Raw genomic sequence first — 20,897 nt, forward strand, 5'->3', positions numbered from 1 at the left:
CCGGGGCGCAAAAGCTTAGGCAGGTCTGACATTCTCAGCCTTGGATTTTCCAGTCTTGCGATCCTGGCCAACGTCATAGCTGACCTTGTCGCCGTCGCGCAGTGATCCCTGACCACCGAGCGCGCTGACATGAACGAAGACATCAGGTCCGCCGGCATCGGGGGTGATGAAGCCGAAACCTTTTTCCTGATTGAAGAATTTCACTGTGCCAGTTGCCATGTTTATCCTCGTGAGAATTGCGGCCTTAACTACCGCTGCCCACCTTAAGCAGCTGCCAACCAGTCCGCAACCTTCCTGTCGCACTCGGCGGGCAGGACCTTCAAATTGATCCCCAGCGGGAACGCTGTCATCAGGAAGAGGCCTGCTCCCAGTGAGTTTTTGTCCGTCACATGTTTTCTTGCCTGAGGATCTGTCCACTGATGCGGAGGGCTCAGTCTTCATCCACGTTCCTGGGCGCCAATTGCGAACGCAATGGTTTGACTGGGAACATATGCAGCCCCTGGAACTGTTGGGCGATCCGCCGCGTTTTTCGAAAAGGGCACGGTATGCTTCATTAGTTTCGGAGACTGAAATGGATGATGAACTCATATTTTCGCGGCGTGACTGGCTCGCTACTGTCAGCGGCGTCTTGACACATAAGGCCACCGGATCAAACGTTGAAGGCGCACCCTGCAATATGCTCCTCGGCAATGCTATCCATCATCTCGCTGGCCTCGAAACTTTGAAATGCGACGAGCACGAGGCTTCGGTCGCACTGGCAGGTATCGTACTCAATTGCAAGGACTGCCGCCGTCTCGCTGCGAAGTTCGGCGAAGCATTGAGAGTAGCCGAATAGGGAAACCTCCGTTTGCTCGCGTTCAACCATTTCGGCTCAGCCGGCAGTGATACACGGTGCAGCTACATTGCCCGCGAGGGCGTCGTCACACGCGGCCAGGACGGCATCGTCTCTGGCTCACGAAAGCACTGGAACAGGGCCGGGACCTCTCCTCGCTGTCCGGAACGGACCAGAGCGGTCTCGTCATGTCGGTTTGGTGGTAGCCAGGGGCAACACGTTGACGCGCATGCCGCGATTGCCAGCCGCTCAACTCTCAAACGCTGGGGCACAGCCGACGATCTGGTGGGTCCAATCTTGTTTTGTGCTCGCCGGCTGCGGCCTTGTCACGGGTGTGACGTTGCCCGTCGATGGCGGTTATAGCGTCGGCTAGCGCTCTCCAGCCAATAACACCCACGCGGCCTCGCTTCGACGCGCTGACAATGTTAGATCGTCAGTGATGCGGTCATATGCGAACCCTGGCAGTCCCAATGAATGATATGTTGCTCCTGTTGCTCGCAGGGATGCTGGCAGGCAGCATGAACGCCTTGGCGGGCGGCGGGTCCTTCGTGTCCCTGCCGGCGTTGATCTCCGTCGGCGTGCCGTCTGTCGCGGCCAACGCGACGAGCACATTTTCTCTTTTCCCGGGTGGGTTGGCGAGCTCCTGGGTGTATCGCGATGGTTTCGGTAAAGTCTGCGGCGTGCCGGTTTTGCCGATTTCGCTTGCAACCGTCCTTGGCGGACTCTGCGGCAGCATGCTGCTGTTATTGACGCCTTCCCGTGTCTTCGACGCCATACTGCCATGGCTGCTTCTGATTGCTACGGGCATGCTTGTCTTCGGTCGGCGCATCAGTGCGGCCTTCCGGAGCCGCGCTTCAGCCCGAACCGCGACCATCGTCCCAATCCAATTCCTTCTTGGCGTCTATGGCGGCTATTTTGGTGGAGCGGTCGGCCTGATGATGCTGGCCACCTGGAGCATTTTCGGCGGAGGCGAGATCAAGGAACTAAACCCGATGCGGATGTTGATGGTGACTGCTGCAAACGCAGTGGCTGTCATTGTTTTCGTCGCAGCTGGGGCGATTGCCTGGTTCCAATGCCTTCCCATGTTGACGGGCGCGCTTCTCGGCGGCTGGGCAGGTGCGCATGTTGGCTTGAAATTGCCAGCCTCCGCGGTCCGTGCCCTCACGATTGCGCTCGCGGTGGCGACAACGGCGCTGTTTTTTGCCCGGGCCTATTTTTCTTAGAAGCTGGCGTATAGCCAAACCTATTTCAAGAAACCGTCGCGTCCGAACTCGTCCCAGCCATCCAATTTTGAAGCGTCGGCGTCAGCCATGGTCCGGACCTTAGCGGGCTTACTCTTTTTGAGCGATCGCGTCAGCTTCGCCTGATATGCGGCGCGCCGCCGGTTTTCGGCTTTGGCAATCGCGTCTTCATCGCGCCATTCGTCCACCACACCCCGGTCCAGAATGTCCTCGACCACCTTGGGATCGAACACGTGGAAGGTGATCCGGCGTGCCCTGCCATTCAGCCGGACGGTTCGCGTACCTGCGCTCGGCAGGCGGCCGTCCGCCAGCCAGCGATGGCGTTCGCTGGTTGTGATCGTCAGGATGTCCTGGATCTCGCGCGGGATCACCGGCAATCGCTCAATGCCATCGAGTAGATTGGCGACGATCGCCGATATCGCATGAAACTCGGCCTTCTGGCTGGCAGGCATCACCAGAGTGATTTCGCCTCCATCAAGGTCAAGCGACTTCTTCGCCGGCGCTGGCACCCTGGCGCGAAGCTCCATGAGAATGCCTTTCGCACGAACCGTCGATCCCATCGTCGCTGCCGGCACGAGTCGCCATGTCTTCAGGAGTTCGACATCATTCTTCTGTTCTTTCCGCATGGTGATGAAATGGGTTGCCGCGCGCTCTTCGTCAACGAGGCGAGTGTCGCTCAACCTGCCAAAGCCACAATTCTGTCGCGCGGGTCATCGCGAAGGATCGAACTGCCAGGTCAATCCTCCATGCACCGTGGAAAATTACAGTCGGCACAGCGCGATCGCCTTAGAAACAGCACGCCGGCGGATCAGGAATTGCATCTACGCAGGCACCCTGCACCAACGACGCGTCATCCGTTGAATGACTGACGCATGATATGGGCGGAGCCACGAAACTCGGGGCAGCCGGGACTGGGTTCGCGAGTGCTTGGCGGCCGGCGCGCGACCCCTGCGGCGCCGGAGCGATTTTCGATCTGCGGAAGTCTTGGAGCATGGGTTAAGAGGCTGTGACCAGTCGTTGTGAACCCTGTGGCTCGGTGGTCGCGACCGACACTTTACGGACTTCAGATGGCATGCGCACGGAACCGCAGGATCAATAAAGCGGATCCGCCCCACAGCCAGTGACCGGTGGGCCGACCTTGATCAGCCCATCCGATCGAAGCTGAGTTTCAGGTTCTCACTTTATGACCGACAAAAAGGGTACTGTCGCGATGAGGGTGCCGCCTTCGTCGCGGACCTCAAATGTCTTTCCGTCGATAGGTTCGCCGCTTAAAACAAGCTCGGCAACCATCTCCCTTGCAGCCTTGACGGCTTCATTGCGGGCTTCCCCACCGCCCGGTAAGTCGATGCCTTCCACGTCTTCGATATAGACTGCATCTTCGTGGATATGGAAAAAGTAGCGCATTTGCTTAGAACCAAGAGAAACCGCATGCGTTCCAAAAATAACAGCAACTTGTGGCCTTGATACGGTTAAGCCGGTGTTCGGCCCCTTTTAACAATATTACAGGTCGGCGGTCGTGAGGAGACGGTCGGCGATCATGCATTCGAGCGGGCAGTTGTATGCTGAGCACGTCCCCTCCGGCGAGCTCCAGACTTCGCACCACTTCGTTCGTCCGGTACCGTCTCACGACGATAGACGGTTTCGCGCAACGTGTGCGGAACCAACTTGTTTGATCAAGGTTTTTATGGCGACACGGAAACCTCGTTCCCAATCGGGGCCACGATCGAAACCCCTCACGATAGCCTGTCGAGACTCAGCCCTCGGTTCCCTCCCTCTCGAACCGAGGGCATTTCTTTTAAAGGAATCGCGAAGTGCCAAGCCTATAGCTAACGATTGCTCTCTCCTTCGCATGCACCCGCACCAACATCCGAGCGGCTCTTTTGAACAGGCTTGCCGCCGGTATCGCGACGACATCTGTTGACGGGTGGGACGGCGTTTAGACCTGGCCAGGCCGATCTTTCAAGGCGCGGGCAACCGCAGCCACAAGGAGCTCGGGTTCGCACGGTTTCGAAAGTTGTTCCCCCTCGGCAAAGGCCGGTTCGATCTCCGGTAGGGACTCCGCCTCGCCAGAATAGACGATGAACGGTGTGCCTCTCTCAACAAGGATTCTGACAACCTCTGCGCACAGCCCGTCCGACAGCCGTGGATCAACGATCGCGGTCGATGGAGTGTTGTCGTTCAGCCATTTCTTCGCATCTGCACATGTGGAAAAGGTCACGTGATCGTGGCCATACTCGCCAAGCAGCATTTCAATGTCGAGCGCGATGAAGGGCTGGTCCTCGAGCAGCATTATTGTAGCCATGATTTTCCCTCTTGGGCAGTCTCAATCGCTACCCGAAAGCCGCCGATTTGTCACTCGTGCGGCTCGTTGCGTGCGATGCCGTACATTTGACGACCGTCTGCAACATTCTGAGAGCCGCGCGCTTTCCAACTGGCCGCCTGTGGTCACCCAAAGCGCCACCGAAACTTTGGAAAGCTCGTCTCCATTGTTGTCTCCTGCGGCTGCGACGATGACAGGTCCTATCATTGCTGAATGATCCGGGCAGGATACCTTTGAAAACAGCGCAAGGCGAGGCTGCAGCCGTCCGCCCGATATTCGACCTATCACCGACCTGTTCGGCAGCGGTCTGGCGCAGGTCGCAACGCTACTTGGAAAATAAAAGGCCCATTATTCGATCCGCCTGCTCCGCCCGACCTCAAGGTCCGGGTTGGTTGATACGAAGGAAATCACGCTTTTTGAAAACCATTCGGAACACGATCGGAAAGTGGGAGTTAAGCTTTCGAGATCATGAGGATCTCTTAAGGAGGAAAATGATAATGGCATCCACTGGCACCGACACTTCGCATTCCAAGAGCGGGTCCAAATCGAGCTCGGGTAAGAGCGCATCATCGACGACGAAAAGCGCAAGCTCGTCTGGCAAACAGGGCGGCTCGCATGAGCAGCACGTCAAAGCCGGCGCACAGAGCCACAAGAACTCGAAGTGACATCAAACCCTTTATCCGAGAAGATTAACGGGCGCGGAACACTCCGCGCCCGAACTGAATCAGGCGATTGGCGGCGATGCCTTGCCGAGCTTCACTGAAGGCTCGCGGCCCCAAACACGCAGCTTGCCGAGTTTCTCAACAAACGCTTCTATGTCCTTGCTATCTGATAACTGAATCGTTCCCTCGTCAAGCTGACCGGAAATTCCAGCTTTTTCAAGGAGCGGCATGGCAGATTGGTCGTAGCCGATGTACTTGCAGTGCTGGAAGGCGTCTGCGACGAAGTCGCGGGCGGCCGCTTCTTTGACAAGGTCGTCGATTGCCTGATGCGACGTTAAAAGCACGACTGCATCGAAAAGTACCGACGGCCCCCCGTCGATCATATGGTTCGCCTCTATGGAGCTCCCGTCGTCGGCCGTGACGCCGCCCACCTTTGGAGCGATCAACTCGATGACGGCTTTTTGGGCTGCGACTGCCTTCGTCAACGCTTTCAGCAGCTTCGCATCGACGCCGTCGGCAATCATAATTCCGAGTTTGCGCCCTTCGAACCGCATCGGTCCGCGTTCGACGATGCTCAGCGCAGGGGAAGCTTCAAGATCCTGCCTTGTCGGCATGGCGGCATCCGCCGGTTTCGGCATCGATTGAAAGCCAAGCTTCTGCGCGACCGTCGTCGCCAGCGTCTCGTCGATGTTCAAAAGGTGCGACACCATTCTCTCACGGATCGCCAACGATTCGACCTTGCTCAGTTCGAATGTCAACGCCGACGCAATATGGCGCTGTTCCGCCCCAGTCTGGCTGATGAAGAATTGCCGGGCCTGGCTATAGTGGTCCGCAAAGCTCTCAGGACGTAGCCGCGCCTTCTGACCCTGTTCGTCAGCAGGAAAGTGCCGATATCCGCGGGACGGCGATTCACGGGGGCCTTCCCCATGCGAGTTCGGTTGGTAGTTCGCCCTGCCGACGGGATTGCGCATCGCCATGTGGCCGTCCTGCTGAAAGTTGTGCATGGGACATTTCGGCGCATTAATTGGCAGATGTGTAAAGTTTGGACCGCCCAGACGCTTCAACTGAGTGTCGAGGTAGGAGAAGTTCCGGCCTTGCAGCAGCGGGTCGTTGCTGAAGTCGATGCCCGGTGGCACGTTCTGCGTCATGAACGCGACCTGCTCGGTCTCGGCGAAAAAGTTGTCCGGCATCCGGTCGAGAACCATCCGCCCGATCGGCCTAACCGGCAGGATTTCCTCAGGAATGATCTTCGTCGGGTCAAGCACATCGAAATCGAAGTTGTCCGCGAAGTCCTGATCGAAGAGCTGAACCGCGAGTTCCCATTCCGGGAAGTTGCCAGACTGGATTGCATTCCAAAGATCGCGTCGATGGAAGTCCGGGTCAGCGCCGTTGATCTTGACAGCCTCGTTCCACGCAACGGACTGCAGGCCGAGCTTCGGCTTCCAATGAAACTTGACGAAGGTCGATTTGTCCTCGGCGTTGACGAACCTGAAGGTATGGACGCCGAACCCCTCCATGAAGCGGAGCGACCGGGGGATGGTTCGGTCCGACATGATCCACATGACCATGTTCATACTTTCGGGCGTCAAACTGATGAAATCCCAAAAATTGTCGTGCGCGGTTTGGGCCTGGGGGAAGGCGCGGTCCGGCTCCTGCTTGGCGGCATGGATGAGGTCTGGGAACTTGATCGCATCCTGGATGAAGAAGACCGGGATGTTATTGCCGACTAGGTCCCAATTGCCCTCCTTCGTATACATCTTCACCGCAAAGCCCCGAACGTCGCGCGCAAGATCAGCGGATCCTTTGTTGCCGGCGACTGTTGAAAATCGCACGAAGACGGGCGTCTTTTCGCCAGCACGCTGGAATACGTCCGCGCGTGTGACGTCCGCCAAGGATTCGTACGTCTCGAAGAAGCCGTGGGCGCCGTAGCCCCGAGCGTGTACAACACGCTCGGGGATCCGTTCGTGGTCGAAGTGGAAAATCTTCTCGCGGAAATGGAAGTCGTCAACGAGAAGCGGCCCGCGTGGACCGACGCGTAGTGAATTCTGATCGTCGGCGACGGGCGCGCCCTGCGACGTGGTTAGGATGTCCTGGCCATCCTCGGCAAACTGGTGAAGTTCGCCTCCAGTGCCTCGATGAAGCTGCTGGTCGTGGATCTTGACGACTTCGTCAGACGAAGGAAGGGATGTGGGTTTCGCTGGGCGTTTGGCCATGTTAGTGTCCCCTTGAACTTGATCTTAATTCGGATAACTGCGAAAAGGCCGCCCTCCGGGCGGCCTTTTGCTTGACAGGTCGCGATCTTATGCGGCCTTGGTTTTACCGGCGGCGTTGGCCTGCTTTTCGGCTAGCTGTGTCAGCTTCTGGTCGGTGGCTTCTTCCTCGGAAAGCGTGGCTTCGAGGAGTGGAACGGCGTCCGTCAAGCCCAGCTGTTTCGCCCAGGCAATGAGCGTGCCGTAACGCGCGATCTCATAATGCTCGACCGCCTGCGCCGACGAGATAAGTCCGGCGTCGAGAGCAGGAGAGCCCTTGAACTCCTCCATGATCTCCTCACCCTCGGCAAGAATGCCTTGGATCGCTTCGCAGGTCTTGCCGCGGGCCGGCTTGCCGAGAATTTCGAATACTTGTTCGAGCCGCTCGATCTGGCCCTGTGTCTCGTCACGATGCTGCAGAAATCCAGCCTTGCCTTCTTCCGATTGCGCGGCGCGGGCCATCTTCGGCAGAGCCTTCAAAACCTGCTTTTCTGCAAAATAGATATCCTTGAGCGTGTCGAGAAATAGGTCGTCGAGTGTCTTGGTCGTTGCCATGATATTCTCCGTTGTTTTACTCGCTCTCAGCCGATCTCGTTTGCGTTCTGATCCTAGGTGAGAGACGCGAAGCTAACCTCCGCGCAGCTGGTTTGTTCCCCGTCCAATATCGGACAAAGAAGGAGCGGCCGTGAGCAGTCGCCAAATTTGATGGAGTCTTGTTGCGCAGTCTGTAGCCGTCATCGCTCAGTCCAACGATGATGTGTTGAGCGTACGAGCTTTCAACTTGCGGTCCGGAGGCGAGCCGGATGCGCTACACGGAAGACGGCGGAACGACCCCAAGCGTGGGTGCTAGAAATCCGACGTCTTGGGTGCGAAGATCAGCTGCGTCCGCGACTATAGACCGGACCTCATCATGTCCCACCCCGCTTTCACCGCCTACTCAATGAGTTCAGCACGCTTCTCCGTGGCGGATGCTCTCGACGTCTCGAAGCGCTGAGGGCTGTAAAGCGAGATAGAACTCTTCGTCATCGACTGCTGGCGGACCTGCGAAACGCTCTCGCCTTCAGTTCGACCGTTTCGTGTCTAGCTCTCTCAAAGTCATTGCGACGAGCCCCCACAAACATGGATGCGATGAGGGCAGTTAGCAAACATATGATTTCTCCAATTGCCCCAATGAGCGCGTGAAGCAAAGTTCCGCAAGCGACCACGCAGCAGGCGGCGCTAACCTTCCAGAAAGACCACGAGTTCTCGCGCGACCGTTTCCGGATCCTCGCGCTGCGGAAAGTGTCCGACGTTCTGAAGGAGAATGCGCTGGAAAGGTCCTGAGAATTTCTGGTGGACGGCTTCCGACATCACAGCTGGGGTGACACCATCTTCTTTGCCCTGAATGAAGATCGCCGGAAGCGACAGGGACTCTGTCTCCTTCACTCTCTGCTCGAGCCACAGGCTGCGCGGATCGGGTTCTGCCTCTTCCCAGCGAACCCGATAGCTGTGAAGCGTGATCGCCACCCAGTCTAAGTTCTCGAACGATTTCGCGACTGCCCCGAAAGTCGCCTCGTCGAACCAGCCTTGGGGCGCCCAGTTTTCCCACTGGATGCGGGCGAACCCCTTAGGATCTTTGGCGATAGCTTCGGCCCCTCGCTTCGTCGCCATGAACCATTGATACCAGTAGAGCTGGGACTGCCGGAACGGCGGCGTCCGCAGACCGCCCATGCGCGGCGTCGACGAAAGCTGGGCAATCCTCTCGACACGGTCGGGCCAGCCGATCGCCAGGCATTCGGCGATATGCGATCCCCAGTCGTGCCCGACCACCGAGAACCGCTCGATGCCGAGCCCGTCCATCAGTGCAATCGCATCCATGGCGAGGATGCCGCCGTTCGCGGTCCTGAGCGCGCTGTCGCTGCGGAAGGTCGTGGGGCCGAAGCCGCGCAGATACGGAATGACAAACCTTAGATTTCGATCCTTCAAGCGCTCTGCGACACCGTTCCATGTTGTGGGGTCGTCCGGCCAACCATGAAGAAGGAGTACAGGTTTTCCGTGCTGTGCTCCCGTCTCGAAGAAGGTGATATCGAGGTCTTGCGTTCGAACGTGCGGCATAGCTTCGCTCCTGGTGCTAACTGGAGATCGTTGTCGATTTCGAAGGATCTAGGCCGCGGCGGCGATCAATCCAGCGCATGACCGGAGTTACCGTCGCGCCATGCATGACGACTGACAGAAGGATGATGACGAACACTGTCGCCCAGACCGTCTCCACGTTTTCGAACTTCGCCTTGCCGGACGCGTAGGCGAGATAATAGATCGAACCAAGGCCTCGGATGCCGAAGACGGAAACGATCAACTTGTCCGCCCATGGCAGCCGGCAGCCGATCAAGCTCACCCATGCAGCGACCGGTCTGACGACGGCGAGCACGAGAACTGCGACCACGACAATACGCCAGTCGGTATGCGACAGAAGCGAACCCTCAGCGAGTATCGAGCCGAAGCACACAAGCAGCACCATCATCAGCAATCGCTCGATCTGCTCGCCGAAATCGTGCAGATGCCCGTGATACTCGCTCTTGCGCTCGACGCTGCGAAGGGTCAGGGCGGCCACAAAGACTCCCACGAACCCATAACCATGTACGATTTCGGTCGCGCCATAGGCGATACAGGTGAAGCCCAATGCCGCCAGCCCGTCCCCCGTTCTTGCAATGCGGCCAGCCTCCGGCATCCGGAAGGTCAGATAACCGAGAAGACTCCCGACCACCCATCCCATTGCCACACCGGCAGCTAGTTTCCAGACGACATCAAAGGCAAACCAATGCGGGAGCCACCCGAACCCGCCGCCCGGCTGCTCACCGGCGATGGCGATTGCGGCCATGACGAAAGGAAAGCTGAGGCCGTCGTTAAGACCGGCCTCAGATGTTAGCGAGAAGCGGATGGAATCCTCCTCGCCGGTCTGCGGCGGCCCCACCTGTACGTCGGAGGCGAGAACGGGATCGGTCGGGGCGAGGGCGGCACCGAGAAGAATGGAGGAAGCCAAACCCAGGCCAAGTACGCTCCAGCCGACAAGAGCGATCGCTCCGATCGAGAGCGGCATCGCGATACCGAGAAGCCGCCACGTCGCCGACCACCGAAGCAGGCCCAGCGGTCGATCAATCTTGAGGCCGGCACCCATCAGAGCGACGATCAGCACGAATTCCGTGAGGTGCTCGGCCCATTTTATATTTTCGAGAGGGTTAATCGCGGGACGAGGCGTAAAGGGCGACCAGGCCAGCAGCATGCCGATGGCGAGGCAGCAGATCGGCAGTGACAACGGCAGCCGGCTCAAGGCCATTGGTAGCCAGACGGTCAACAGCACGACGGCGCCGAAAATCAGGAAAGTGACGACATAAGCATTCAATCAACGCTTCCCTCTCGTTGAAAAGCTTCCCTCTTGAGCTCCCGGTCACCAGACACAAATACTGGCCGCTCCATCGTAGTCTCGATTTCCCGAGACCCGAAAGCGTTACGGTGCCCCGACACGATCCGGACGGGAATAGCTTTCGATGCCGGGGTCTTGGACAGTTCGTCATGGTGATCGATCGCGTTGAGCACGTTGCTCTCGGGGTAATATGAGGCGATCGTTCCGATCGGTAGGGCATGCGCCCGCACTTCGAGGCCGGCCAACTCCCGATGTTTGCCGTCTGAAAAATCGCTCACCAGCGTGACCCGCTGCCCTTCGAAGAGGCCTGCCGACGCTATGTCTGCCTTGCACATGAGGACGACATCGCGGGTGCCCTCAATGCCGCGGAACCGATCAGAGTAACCGTAGATCGTCGTGTTAAACTGGTCGTTTGACCGGAGCGTTACGAGCCGGAAGCGACCTTCGGCGGGCGCGAATGACAGCGCGTTCAATCGATCCGGTTTCGTGAAGACGGCCTTTTGCTCCGGTGTGTTCCAAACTCGTTCATGGGCGTCGTTTCCACGATAGAAGCCGCCCGCCTGAAACATGCGGGCATTATAGTCCCTGAAGTCTTCTGGATATGTCTTCTCGATAAGGTCACGAACGAGGCTGTAGTCCGCTATCCAGTCGTCCCAGCGCAGCCTTGGACCGGGTTCGAGCGTCGCCTTGGCGATGCCGGCGACAATGGCAAGCTCGCTTCGCAGGCATTTTGACGCCGGTGTGCGCTTGCCCGTACTGCCGCTGATATGGGAAAAGCTGTCCTCGGTGGTGACAGATTGGTTTCCCGATACTTGCCTGTCGATTTCAGTACGAGACAGGCAGGGGAGAATATAGGCTGTCTTCGCCGGGAAGAGATGGCTGCGATTGAGCTTCGTGGAAACCATGACCGTCAGTTCCTGAGCGGCCCATACCCGTTCCATTTCCAACTGGTCGGGAACGGCGCGAACGAGGTTTCCCCCAAGACTGACGAAGGCCTTGACGGTGCCACCCATGAGGCCCTTCACTGCGTCGACGATCGTCATTCCGTCCTTCATCGGGGGATCGAAATCGAACAGCTCCTTGAGCTTGTCCATCGGGATCAGCTTGGTTTTTTCGGCGATGCCGACAGTGCGCTGGCCCTGGACGTTCGAATGGCCGCGCACCGGACAACAGCCGGCGCCTTCACGGCCAATGTTTCCGCGAAGCAGCAGAAGGTTCACGACCATCGCAACGTTCAAGGCGCCCTGCGCATGCTGGGTAAGACCCATCCCGTAGACGCCAATTACGCTTTTAGCGCCGATATAGACGTCGCCGGCATCGCGCAGCGCGACCTCGGTAAGCCCGCTCTCGCGTTCGATGTCTGGCCACGGTGTTTCCCGCACCATTTCGACGAACTGATCGAAGCCCGTCGTGTGCTCCTCGATGAATTCGAAGTCGACAATACGCGGCTTGTGGTCCGCTACAGCGAGGTCATCGGCTTCGATAATATGCTTGCAAACGCCGAGGATGGCGGCGATGTCGCCGCCCGCCTTGACCTGATGATACTGATCGGAGATCTGCGTCTCGTTTCCTGTCAGCATGTCGATGGGGTTCTGCGGGTTGACGAAGGAGATCAGGCCCTGTTCCAGAACCGGATTGAACGTGACGATTCGGGCGCCTCGCCGTTTTGCGTCCTGGAGCGGATGCAAGAAGCGCGGACTGTTTGATCCTGGATTCTGCCCGAAGAAGAAAAACGCATCGGCCTTCTCGAGATCTTCCCAGACGACGGTACCCACAGGAGATCCGATAACCTTGTTCAGGCCGACGGATGTCGTCTCATGGCACATGTTGGAACTCTGCGGCAGATTGTTGTTGCCATATAAACGGGCAAGCAGCGCGTAGAGATAAGAAGCCTCCAGCCCGGCATGGCCGGACGAGTAGAATACGACACTCTCCTTCTCCAGCCGGTTGAGAATGGTCGCGATGCCTACGAAGGCTTCATCCCATGTCACTTCGACATAGCGGTCGGTGCCGGCATCGTAGCGAAGGGGATGCGTCAAGCGACCCGTCATCTCCAGATCGTGATCTTTCCACTGCCGAAGCTCGCCAACCGTGTGGTCGTTCCAGAAATCGGGCGTGCAGCGATGCGACGTCAGCTCCCATAGTGTCGCCTTCGCTCCGTTTTCGCAAAACTCGAAGGGATGATAGTTGACGGGCTTCGGCCAGGCGCAGGAGACGCACATGAAACCGCCCGGCTTGTTCTGGCGTGCAAGGGTCTCAAGCGCGGCGGGCGTGGGCGAGCTTTCGCCATAGGTACTGGCTATACCTTTCAGCGAGCCCCAGCCACCGGACGGACCTTCTGAGTTGGGGTTTGGAATGTTGTCGGCCATGAAGCTTATCCTTGGTGCGTCTCAATGCGAAAAGGCACCGCCTGAAAAGCGGCGCCGGCCGACGGCGGGATGCACGATCAGGAGGCAGGTTCGTGGATTGGGCACCTGTTGAAGCCCGCGCGGAACTTCGCCGAATGCTCATAGGTCGCCTTGCGGGCCCGGTTGATGTTTCCAAGCGGCTCGTGTGCAGCAAGGCCCGTCCAGACACTGAACCTCATTTCTTCGTCGACCTTCTGCACATTGGTTTTAGACCAGCTGTCCTGCGGCACTGCATATATGGTCGCTACCGCCACGAATGGGGCTTCGTCCTCGTCCCACTGAACCGTCGGATCCTCGACGGGTTGCTTTTCAAGATCGCGACAGAGCTGGACACAAAACTCCCACTCTCCGGACAGATGCCGCATCTCTCCTTGTACCGTCTCGCGAATAGCATCCGGCTGGTCTTTCGTGTCGATCTCCTTGCCGGTCAATTCGGTCAGGTCCTTCGAGACCGGGCGAATGCTGAACTTGGCGATATAGTCCCCATAGCGGAACGGTGTCACGCTATAGTAGGTCTCGCCAAGAGGATCGACGTCGGGCGCCCCACCCATCGATTGCACTGTCGGGCTCGAGAGGCCCGCGGCCTGCAAAGTCGCATTCACGCCCTGCAATACGTTGGACAGGACCTCCTTCGTGCCTTCCATGCGGTCTGTCGTCTTGGCGAGTATTTTCAGACTGCTGAGGAACTTCTTTGCATTCTTTGCCTGGAAGACCGGCCCGTTGACCATGACGAAGTCCTGGGTCGCTCCCTCCGCATCTGGCAGTCGTGCGCCTGTAACCTCGACGACCTTCAGAGCAAGTCCGCGCGGCAGCGAGATGTCATCTGGGAGGATGTCGCCGGCATTCGTTGAGATGCGCATGTAGGTCTTGTAGGCACCAGGGTTCGCAAACAGGCCCTGCGCTAGCTCCGGCGGCAGGCCCCCCTTGACCGTCATCGTGCCTTCAAGGATGCCATGAGCCTTCGCATGCACAGACCGCACGGCATGTCCGTAATCCGCGGCGGTCTTGTTCAAAATGATATCGAACGTCTCGTTGAGCTCCGAGACGGTTTGCTGCTCGTCGCCGTCAAAGGTTTGGACCTCTGGCGTATAAAGGATTGGCGGGTTGAAAGGCATGGGAACTCCTTGCGGGCGCGAGAGTGCTAAAGTTCGGGAACGGCGAGATGTTCCACCAATGCCTGACATCCTTTGAAAAACGTCGTCCGCTCGATGGCGCGCTGTTTCCGGATACGTCCCCTTCGGCAGGTGGAAAGAAATCTGGAGAAGCAGAGCTTTTGACGGTCGACGGAGACGGACGGCGAGCGTCTCGCGGACTTCTCCTGAACTCCGCGGCGAGGTGGCATGGTCTCCCGGTCTTGGGGATAGATCGCGGGCGTATGAAGGTGGACGGACCCGGTTCATCATGGACCACCCGATCCTTTATTCAGGCTGAAGGGAACAATGGGCTTTCGCCGAGGTTGGGTGACGTCTTTTAATCGGAAACCAATCAATGACCCCTCGTACCGCCCGAAAGACGGCGCTGCTTTTTGGCACGCTGCTGGCAACCGCCGCCCCCGTATTTGCGCAGGATGCTCCGAAGCCTGCGCCGGAGATGCAGGCCGTGCTAGATAAGCTGGCTGCCCTCGGCTCAAAGCCGTTTTCGACCTTAACCGTGCCGGAAGCTCGTATGCAGGCGAGCCCGGCCGACGCCGCCCGCGCCGTCCAGTGGGACAAGCGCGTACCATCCAATCCCGAAGCGCAGGTGACCACCAAGGATATCGCGATACCGTCGGAGCAAGGCGGCTTGGCCGCGCGCGTCTATATTCCAGGCGGGGAAGGGCCGTTTCCGGTTGTGGTTTACTATCACGGGGGCGGCTGGGTCGTCGCCGACGTCAATGTCTATGACGGCGCGCCACGTGCGCTTTCGCTCGGCGCCCACGCGATCGTCGTATCGGTCGAATATCGCCATGCACCGGAATACAAGTTTCCGGCAGCCCATAAAGACGCTTGGACCGCCTACAAATGGGTTGTCGAGAACATTCATGAACTGAATGGTAACGCCGACAAGATCGCAGTCGCTGGCGAAAGCGCTGGCGGCAATCTTGCCGCCAACGTTGCGCTGATGGCGAAGGAGATGAAGACCAAGAACCCGGTCCACCAACTTCTGGTCTATCCGGTGGCGGGCAACGACATGGACACGCCCTCCTACAAGGAAAACGCCAACGCCAAGCCGCTCGGCAAGGCCGACATGGAGTGGTTCGTCAAGAACACCGTCACGTCGATGGACGACGCCAGGGATCCCCGCATCAATCTCAACGGACGCTCGGACCTTGCCGGCGTCGCGCCGGCGACCGTGATCCTGGCGCAGATCGATCCGCTGCGGTCCGACGGCGAAACCTATGCCGCAAAGCTCAAGGACGCTGGCGTCTCGGTCGACATCAAGACGTTCGATGGCGTCACCCACGAGTTCTTCGGCATGGCCAAGGTGGTGCCGCAGGCAAAGCAGGCCATGGACATGGCCGTTGCCGATCTGACCGCCGCATTTGACAAGGCCAAGTAAGGAAAGCCGACATGAAAAAGATGATTTCTGCCTCGCTCGTTGCGTTCTCCCTGCTGATCTCCACCGCGAGTTTCGCTGCCATGCCAAAAAGCGCCGACACCGTCGCTGCTCCGATGAACGTCGACAAGGGCTCCTTCGTGAAGGTCGTCACGAGTGCCAATGCCTTCGAGATCGAATCCAGCAAGCTCGCCGAGGAAAAGGCGAGGGATGGCGACGTCAAAGACTTCGCCAAGCAGATGATCGCAGATCATACAAAAGCGGCCGAAGGTCTGAAGAAAGCCGCCAAGCTCGGTGACGAGCCGCCGGTGCTCGCGCCGAAACACCAGGCCATGCTTGACACCCTAAAGGGTGCCTCGGGCGAGGATTTCCAGGCGCTTTACATAGAGATGCAGGCGTCCGCGCACATGGATGCGGTGACACTCTTCGCGACCTACGCGAAGGGCGGGGACGATGCTGCCGTCAAGCAATTTGCGGCAGAGACGCTGCCTAAGCTCGAGATGCACAAGATGCACGTAATGAAGCTCGTGGCCGCGCACTGAACGTTCCCAGACCGCGGGCGGCAATCCATTGTCTGTGGTCTGCATGGGAAAACAATGAAGAGCATTCTCCATTTGACGCGCCGGTCAGTTCTGCGGCGACGACCGCTACTTTTGCCGCCGCCGCGCTCCCGGCGCAATCGCAAGCCCGATCGAAGGAATCAACATCCATGGAAGACCCGACCACGAAATATCCTAAGCCGCCTTTCCAGCGCCAGTCGCAGCCTTTTCCGGGCCTTGCCGGCAAGATGGACCCAAAACCGGATCACGGCGAGACAAGTTATAAAGGCTCGGGTAGGCTCGCCGGGCGCAAGGCGTTGATCACCGGCGGCGATTCCGGAATGGGCCGGGCGGCTGCGATTGCTTATGCCCGCGAAGGCGCGGATGTTGCCATCAACTATCTTCCTGACGAAGAGTTCGACGCCAAGGAAGTTATCGCGCTCATTGAAAAAGAAGGACGAAAGGGCGTGGCATTGCCTGGCGACCTTCGCGATCAGGCTTTCTGCGAGAAGCTTATCGAGGATGCGGTGAAGGGGCTGGGCGGTCTTGATATCTTCGTCAGCAACGCGGGACGCCAGCAGCAGGCGGGAATGTTGTCGGAGATCACTTCCGATGCCTTCGACGCGACGATCAAGACCAACATCTACGCGATGTTCTGGCTGTCGAAGGCCGCACTCAAGCATTTGCAGCCTGGTTCGGCCATCATTATCACGACGTCTGAGCAGGCATACGACCCCTCCGAGGACTTGGTCGACTACGCGATGACTAAGGCTGCCGGCATGAACTTCACAAAGTCGATGGCCAAGCAGCTCGGGCCGAAGGGCATCCGGGTCAACGGCGTGGCGCCGGGACCGATCTGGACACCGCTGCAAGTGGCCGGCGGCGCGACGATGGAAAAACTGGAACAGTTCGGCGGCAAGACGCCGATGGGTCGTCCAGGCCAGCCGGCCGAACTCGCCTCGATTTACGTTCAGCTTGCCGATCCCTCGGCCAGTTACGCAACAGGGCAGGTGTATGGCGCGGCCGGCGGTGGCGGCCAGCCCTAAATCCTAAACGATGATCCAAGAAAAACGCGCAGAGGAGAACGACATGAAGGCTTTAACCTGGCACGGTAGCGGAGACATCCGTTGTGAAGAAGTCGACGATCCGATTATCCAGAACGAGCGCGATGCGATCATCAAGGTGACGAGCTGCGCCATCTGCGGCTCCGACCTGCACCTGTACGGCGGTTTCGTTCCAGGCATGCATGCAGGCGACGTTATGGGCCACGAGACGATGGGCGAGGTCGTCGAGGTCGGTCGCGGCAATTCCAAACTCAAGGTTGGCGACCGCGTCGTCGTTCCCTTCACGATTTCCTGCGGCGAGTGCTCGATGTGCCAACGCAGCCTGTTTTCGTTGTGCCAGCGGTCGAATCCGTCCGGCGCTAAACAGGCCGAGCAGATCGGTTATCCGACTGCAGGGCTTTTCGGCTATTCCGACATGTACGGCCGGTTCCCCGGCGGGCAGGCGCAATATCTGCGCGTGCCCTTTGCCGATGTCGGCCCTATCAAGGTGCCAGACGGTTTAAGTGATGAGCAGGTTCTCTTCCTCTCCGATATCTTCCCGACCGGCTACATGGCGGCGGAAAATTGCGACATTCAACCGGGGCAGACTGTCGCCGTTTTCGGATGCGGTCCCGTCGGCCTCTTTGCAATCAAATCGGCGTTCCTCCTGGGCGCCGAACGCGTCATTGCGGTCGACACCGTGCCCGAGCGTCTGGCGCTGGCGCGTCAGGCGGGTGCCGAAACGCTCGATTACACGGACGACGACCTTCAGCAAAAAATCGTCGAGATAACGGGTGGGCAGGGGCCGGACGCCGTGATCGAGGCAGTCGGGCTGGAGAGCCAGGGCGCCGGTGGAATGATGGAGAGCCTGCAGACCAAACTGACATCAACGGAGCGGCCTTACGCCTTGAGCCAAGCGATCCTCGCGTGTCGTCCAGGCGGCACCGTGTCGCTCCCGGGTGTCTTCGTAGGACCGGCCGTGCCCGCACCGCTCGGCGCACTCGTTGCTAAGGGCCTGACACTGAAGACCGGCCAGACCCATGTGCAACGCTATCTCGAACCGCTAATGAAGCTGATCATCGACGGAAAAATCGACCCGTCCTTCCTGATTACGCATCGCATCGGTCTTGAAGAGGGGCCGGATGCCTACAAAACCTTTCGTGATAAGCAAGACGGCTGCGTTAAGATTGTCATTCGGCCAAACGGTTAAACTGCCGATCTTTCCCACTCCACTGTTGGAGGCCATCGTTCGTCGGCGCGTACGCCCTGTTTGTCGAGCTTCGTCAGCATAGCTGGCGCTCTGAGCGCGCTCCTTCCCTGCGCTTCGGAAAGCGGTTTTTTGCCTGCTCCGTGTATGGTTTCCCTCGTTTGCACGGTTAACCGCGCTGCGCGAGTTCGAAGGCGAATACGCTGACGAGGAGAACGTACAGGGCATCAGGCTTAACCGTGTTTCGGYCGCGCGAGCTGCCTCTCGAGAAAGTCGGCGTCGTCCTTGCGTTCCTGGTCGCCGTCCCAAGTACGCGCAGATCCGTGGGGCCTGCTCTTCCATCACCACTACAGGTGGAGCAGAGCGGTCAGGAAGGCCGTGGCCGCTCTGGAGAGCGAAAATTTTTCGGCCGGTGTTGGGATAGCGTTAAATCTTCTATTTGGATGTCGCCGGTCGCAGTGGAAGATGTGTGGCTCTGGCGATTTCGAACTTCCGCTCTTTCTTCTTGTCTCGACCGCGCTCCCACCGTCCGGCTACGGCGAAATCTCGTCGTCGGACTGCAGCTCGTCGGTGTTCAAGCAACGGCTTCAGTCCGTGATTGTTTCACTCCCGGTTGGCCGTCTGCGGGGCGGGGATACGACTCTTGGGATCTGCGCGGCCAGTCTTCGAATCGGCCTCGGTCAAGCCGTCTCCGGCTACGCGGCTGGTGCCCATGTTCACGGGCGGAGCCCGGCGGTCGTCTATGCTTGAGTGAGGAATTGCTTCGTCCTGCCTGTCTTTGTTCAAGGTCCTCGGGAGAAGCTCGTCGGAATTGGGGATCGATTTCGTGATCATTGCAGATCTCCTTCTGAATTCTGAAGGGAGAACTCCGGCACCAAGACCAAGTTCCTCGATCAGACAGGCAAAGGCGACACGGCGCGCGGGGTGTTGGAACCAGCGAGCCTTACGACGGTTCTATTGGTATAGGAGATTCCTGATGAAGGTCGTTCTGATCGCCACTTCGATCATCGTGCTCATGCTGGCAGTCCTTGCCGCCAATTTGCTGCCTTCCCGCCACGAGGCTTCCTATCCCAGGCCGTACGACATCACGCGAGGATAGATTATGCAAGCCACTCGGCATTTCGCCGCGGCCAATCCTAGACCTTTGCCAGGGAGTCCTGAATGTTCCAGACAACCTCTAACCTCAAGACGCTGCGCGAGGCCCTTTCAGACCATATGGAGCTTTCCGAATATTTCCTGGGAATGCATGCCTTCTACAATGGCGAGGTCGTCTTTGCCCGAGATGTTGTCCAGGTGAACATGGAGTTTTCTCCGTTCCCAGTTGACTTCGAAAACCTTTGGGACTGGCTGCGGGAGCAGATTAGGGGTTCTCCCGCGCAGGAAACCTTCGCCTATGAGACAACCTTCGGTATCGAGGACGAAGACGACCCCGTCATGGAGAAACTCATCGAAATGACCCAAAGGTCGGCGAACACGATCTGGATGATCGATCTTGCGCACCAGGAGACGCCGGAGGCCGGCCGCCGGTTCGTCATAGTCACCGCGCCCGACGAAAAGCGAGCACAGGATTTTCGCGACGAGTTCCACGGTAGGGACGTGGCGATTTCATGACGAGAGGAAGCCTGTGCTGTTCGCAGAGGCCCTGGTTGGCTTCGGCTTGTCTGATCTTCAGAGCGTGTCGATAAGGCCGCCGTCCACGCGCACCGAAGCCCCAGTCGTGGCTGATGCCAATGGCGAGGACAGATACGTCACGATATTTGCGATCTCCTCGACGCTGGCCGCGCGCTGAATGAGGGAGCTGCTCCGGTGCTGCTTGACGAAGTCAGCAGCGACTTCCTCAATCGACTTTCCGGTCTTTTCGCGCTCAGCGGCAAGCATTGCTTCGACGCCTTCTGAAAGAGTTGGACCAGGGAGAACCGAGTTTACGGTAACTCCAGTGCCTGCCATTCGTTTGGCAAGCCCGCGCGCGACAGCGATGTCGGCCGTCTTGCTGACGCCGTAGTGGATCATTTCCACCGGAATGTTGAAGCCGGATTCCGATGCGATGAAGACGACGCGGCCCCAGTTTGCTTCTTGCATGCCGGGTAGATAGGCGCGGGACAGTCGGACAGCAGACATGACGTTCACCTGCCAGTGACGGTCCCAGACCTCGTCCGTGGTGTCGAAGAAATCGCTTGGCTGGAAGATGCCGGCATTGTTGACGAGGATGTCGACCAGCGGCACCTTTACCACGAGTTTTGCGCACCCTTCGGCGGTGGCGAGATCAGCCGCCACCCCCGTGACAATGCCCTTGGCGCCTTCGCTTCTCAGCCGTCCTGCCGCTTTCTCGGTCTTGTCTTCGGACCTGCCGTTGACAACCACGTCCGCGCCGGCTCTGGCGAGCTGACGGGCGACGGCGTAGCCTATGCCCTCCGTGGACCCCGTCACCAGGGCGGTCTTGCCTTTGAGATCGATTAGCATG

General features: G+C 58.7%; 20 protein-coding genes. 9 read left to right on the forward strand and 11 right to left on the reverse strand.

Translation table 11 applies throughout. The features are described 5' to 3' along the window. Positions 1-15: 15 nt before the first annotated feature. Positions 16-219 (reverse strand): cold-shock protein, encoded by a 204-nt coding sequence (locus AC1DJO_RS24230; protein ID WP_112386845.1) that lies wholly within the window; start codon positions 217-219, stop codon positions 16-18. A gap of 352 nt (positions 220-571) precedes the next feature. On the opposite strand from AC1DJO_RS24230, the gene AC1DJO_RS24235 reads away from it, so the two are divergent. Both AC1DJO_RS24235 and AC1DJO_RS24240 read left to right on the forward strand, forming a co-directional pair. Beyond that, positions 572-835: a hypothetical protein gene (locus AC1DJO_RS24235; protein ID WP_112446052.1), complete on the forward strand. Its 264-nt coding sequence runs from the start codon at positions 572-574 to the stop codon at positions 833-835. A gap of 467 nt (positions 836-1,302) precedes the next feature. Then, positions 1,303-2,055 carry a sulfite exporter TauE/SafE family protein gene (locus tag AC1DJO_RS24240; protein WP_112386847.1) on the forward strand — a complete coding sequence of 251 codons (753 nt, stop codon included), beginning with the start codon at positions 1,303-1,305 and terminating at the stop codon, positions 2,053-2,055. A 20-nt stretch (positions 2,056-2,075) separates the two neighbouring features. On the opposite strand, the gene AC1DJO_RS24245 is transcribed toward AC1DJO_RS24240, so the two are convergent. The 3 genes from AC1DJO_RS24245 to AC1DJO_RS24255 all read right to left on the reverse strand — a co-directional run bounded on the left by AC1DJO_RS24245 (position 2,076) and on the right by AC1DJO_RS24255 (position 4,363). Further along, complete coding sequence (locus tag AC1DJO_RS24245) at positions 2,076-2,699, reverse strand: hypothetical protein (protein ID WP_112386894.1); 624 nt, start codon at positions 2,697-2,699, stop codon at positions 2,076-2,078. 550 nt (positions 2,700-3,249) lie between these two features. Continuing rightward, positions 3,250-3,477, reverse strand: a complete 228-nt coding sequence (locus AC1DJO_RS24250; protein WP_112386848.1) for a DUF6894 family protein — start codon at positions 3,475-3,477, stop codon at positions 3,250-3,252. Positions 3,478-4,009: 532 nt separating this feature from the next. Beyond that, positions 4,010-4,363 carry a response regulator gene (locus AC1DJO_RS24255; protein ID WP_477831657.1) on the reverse strand — a complete coding sequence of 118 codons (354 nt, stop codon included), beginning with the start codon at positions 4,361-4,363 and terminating at the stop codon, positions 4,010-4,012. Between the two features lie 527 nt (positions 4,364-4,890). Here AC1DJO_RS24255 and AC1DJO_RS24260 point away from each other — a divergent pair. Then, positions 4,891-5,058, forward strand: a complete 168-nt coding sequence (locus AC1DJO_RS24260) for a hypothetical protein (protein WP_310300447.1) — start codon at positions 4,891-4,893, stop codon at positions 5,056-5,058. Between the two features lie 59 nt (positions 5,059-5,117). Here the strand turns inward: AC1DJO_RS24260 and katE are convergent, their stop codons facing one another. The 6 genes from katE to AC1DJO_RS24290 all read right to left on the reverse strand — a co-directional run bounded on the left by katE (position 5,118) and on the right by AC1DJO_RS24290 (position 14,227). Then, on the reverse strand, positions 5,118-7,268 hold the full coding sequence (gene katE, locus AC1DJO_RS24265; protein WP_112386850.1) for a catalase: 2,151 nt from the start codon (positions 7,266-7,268) through the stop codon (positions 5,118-5,120). A gap of 87 nt (positions 7,269-7,355) precedes the next feature. Next, complete coding sequence (locus AC1DJO_RS24270; RefSeq protein WP_112386851.1) at positions 7,356-7,859, reverse strand: YciE/YciF ferroxidase family protein; 504 nt, start codon at positions 7,857-7,859, stop codon at positions 7,356-7,358. 663 nt (positions 7,860-8,522) lie between these two features. After that, the gene (locus tag AC1DJO_RS24275; protein WP_112386852.1) at positions 8,523-9,398 is read right to left on the reverse strand and encodes an alpha/beta fold hydrolase; all 876 of its coding nucleotides are present in this window, start codon (positions 9,396-9,398) and stop codon (positions 8,523-8,525) included. A gap of 16 nt (positions 9,399-9,414) precedes the next feature. Then, positions 9,415-10,683: a cation:proton antiporter domain-containing protein gene (locus AC1DJO_RS24280; RefSeq protein ID WP_112540866.1), complete on the reverse strand. Its 1,269-nt coding sequence runs from the start codon at positions 10,681-10,683 to the stop codon at positions 9,415-9,417. Next, positions 10,680-13,073 carry an FdhF/YdeP family oxidoreductase gene (locus AC1DJO_RS24285; RefSeq protein WP_112540867.1) on the reverse strand — a complete coding sequence of 798 codons (2,394 nt, stop codon included), beginning with the start codon at positions 13,071-13,073 and terminating at the stop codon, positions 10,680-10,682. The genes AC1DJO_RS24280 and AC1DJO_RS24285 overlap by 4 nt, the downstream gene beginning before the upstream one ends. Positions 13,074-13,150: 77 nt before the next feature. Next, positions 13,151-14,227 carry a catalase family protein gene (locus AC1DJO_RS24290; RefSeq protein WP_112386855.1) on the reverse strand — a complete coding sequence of 359 codons (1,077 nt, stop codon included), beginning with the start codon at positions 14,225-14,227 and terminating at the stop codon, positions 13,151-13,153. 373 nt (positions 14,228-14,600) lie between these two features. Between AC1DJO_RS24290 and AC1DJO_RS24295 the strand changes: the two genes are divergently transcribed. The 6 genes from AC1DJO_RS24295 to AC1DJO_RS24320 all read left to right on the forward strand — a co-directional run bounded on the left by AC1DJO_RS24295 (position 14,601) and on the right by AC1DJO_RS24320 (position 20,047). Further along, a complete protein-coding gene (locus AC1DJO_RS24295) occupies positions 14,601-15,650 on the forward strand; it encodes an alpha/beta hydrolase (RefSeq protein WP_112386856.1) in 1,050 nt (349 codons plus the stop codon). Between the two features lie 11 nt (positions 15,651-15,661). Continuing rightward, entirely contained in the window at positions 15,662-16,189 is a 528-nt protein-coding gene (locus tag AC1DJO_RS24300; protein WP_112386857.1) for a DUF4142 domain-containing protein, read from the forward strand. A 167-nt stretch (positions 16,190-16,356) separates the two neighbouring features. Further along, complete coding sequence (locus tag AC1DJO_RS24305) at positions 16,357-17,232, forward strand: SDR family oxidoreductase (protein WP_477973256.1); 876 nt, start codon at positions 16,357-16,359, stop codon at positions 17,230-17,232. 43 nt (positions 17,233-17,275) lie between these two features. Then, positions 17,276-18,439 carry a zinc-dependent alcohol dehydrogenase gene (locus AC1DJO_RS24310; RefSeq protein WP_112386859.1) on the forward strand — a complete coding sequence of 388 codons (1,164 nt, stop codon included), beginning with the start codon at positions 17,276-17,278 and terminating at the stop codon, positions 18,437-18,439. 973 nt (positions 18,440-19,412) lie between these two features. After that, positions 19,413-19,535 (forward strand): hypothetical protein, encoded by a 123-nt coding sequence (locus AC1DJO_RS24315; RefSeq protein ID WP_477831659.1) that lies wholly within the window; start codon positions 19,413-19,415, stop codon positions 19,533-19,535. Positions 19,536-19,597: 62 nt separating this feature from the next. Continuing rightward, positions 19,598-20,047, forward strand: a complete 450-nt coding sequence (locus AC1DJO_RS24320) for a hypothetical protein (RefSeq protein ID WP_477831660.1) — start codon at positions 19,598-19,600, stop codon at positions 20,045-20,047. 57 nt (positions 20,048-20,104) lie between these two features. Here AC1DJO_RS24320 and AC1DJO_RS24325 read toward each other — a convergent pair whose 3' ends face one another. After that, on the reverse strand, positions 20,105-20,896 hold the full coding sequence (locus tag AC1DJO_RS24325) for an SDR family NAD(P)-dependent oxidoreductase (RefSeq protein WP_112386861.1): 792 nt from the start codon (positions 20,894-20,896) through the stop codon (positions 20,105-20,107). Between the last annotated feature and the right edge of the window lies 1 nt (position 20,897).

The sequence above is a fragment of the Rhizobium sp. 05N430 genome (assembly GCF_056396985.1).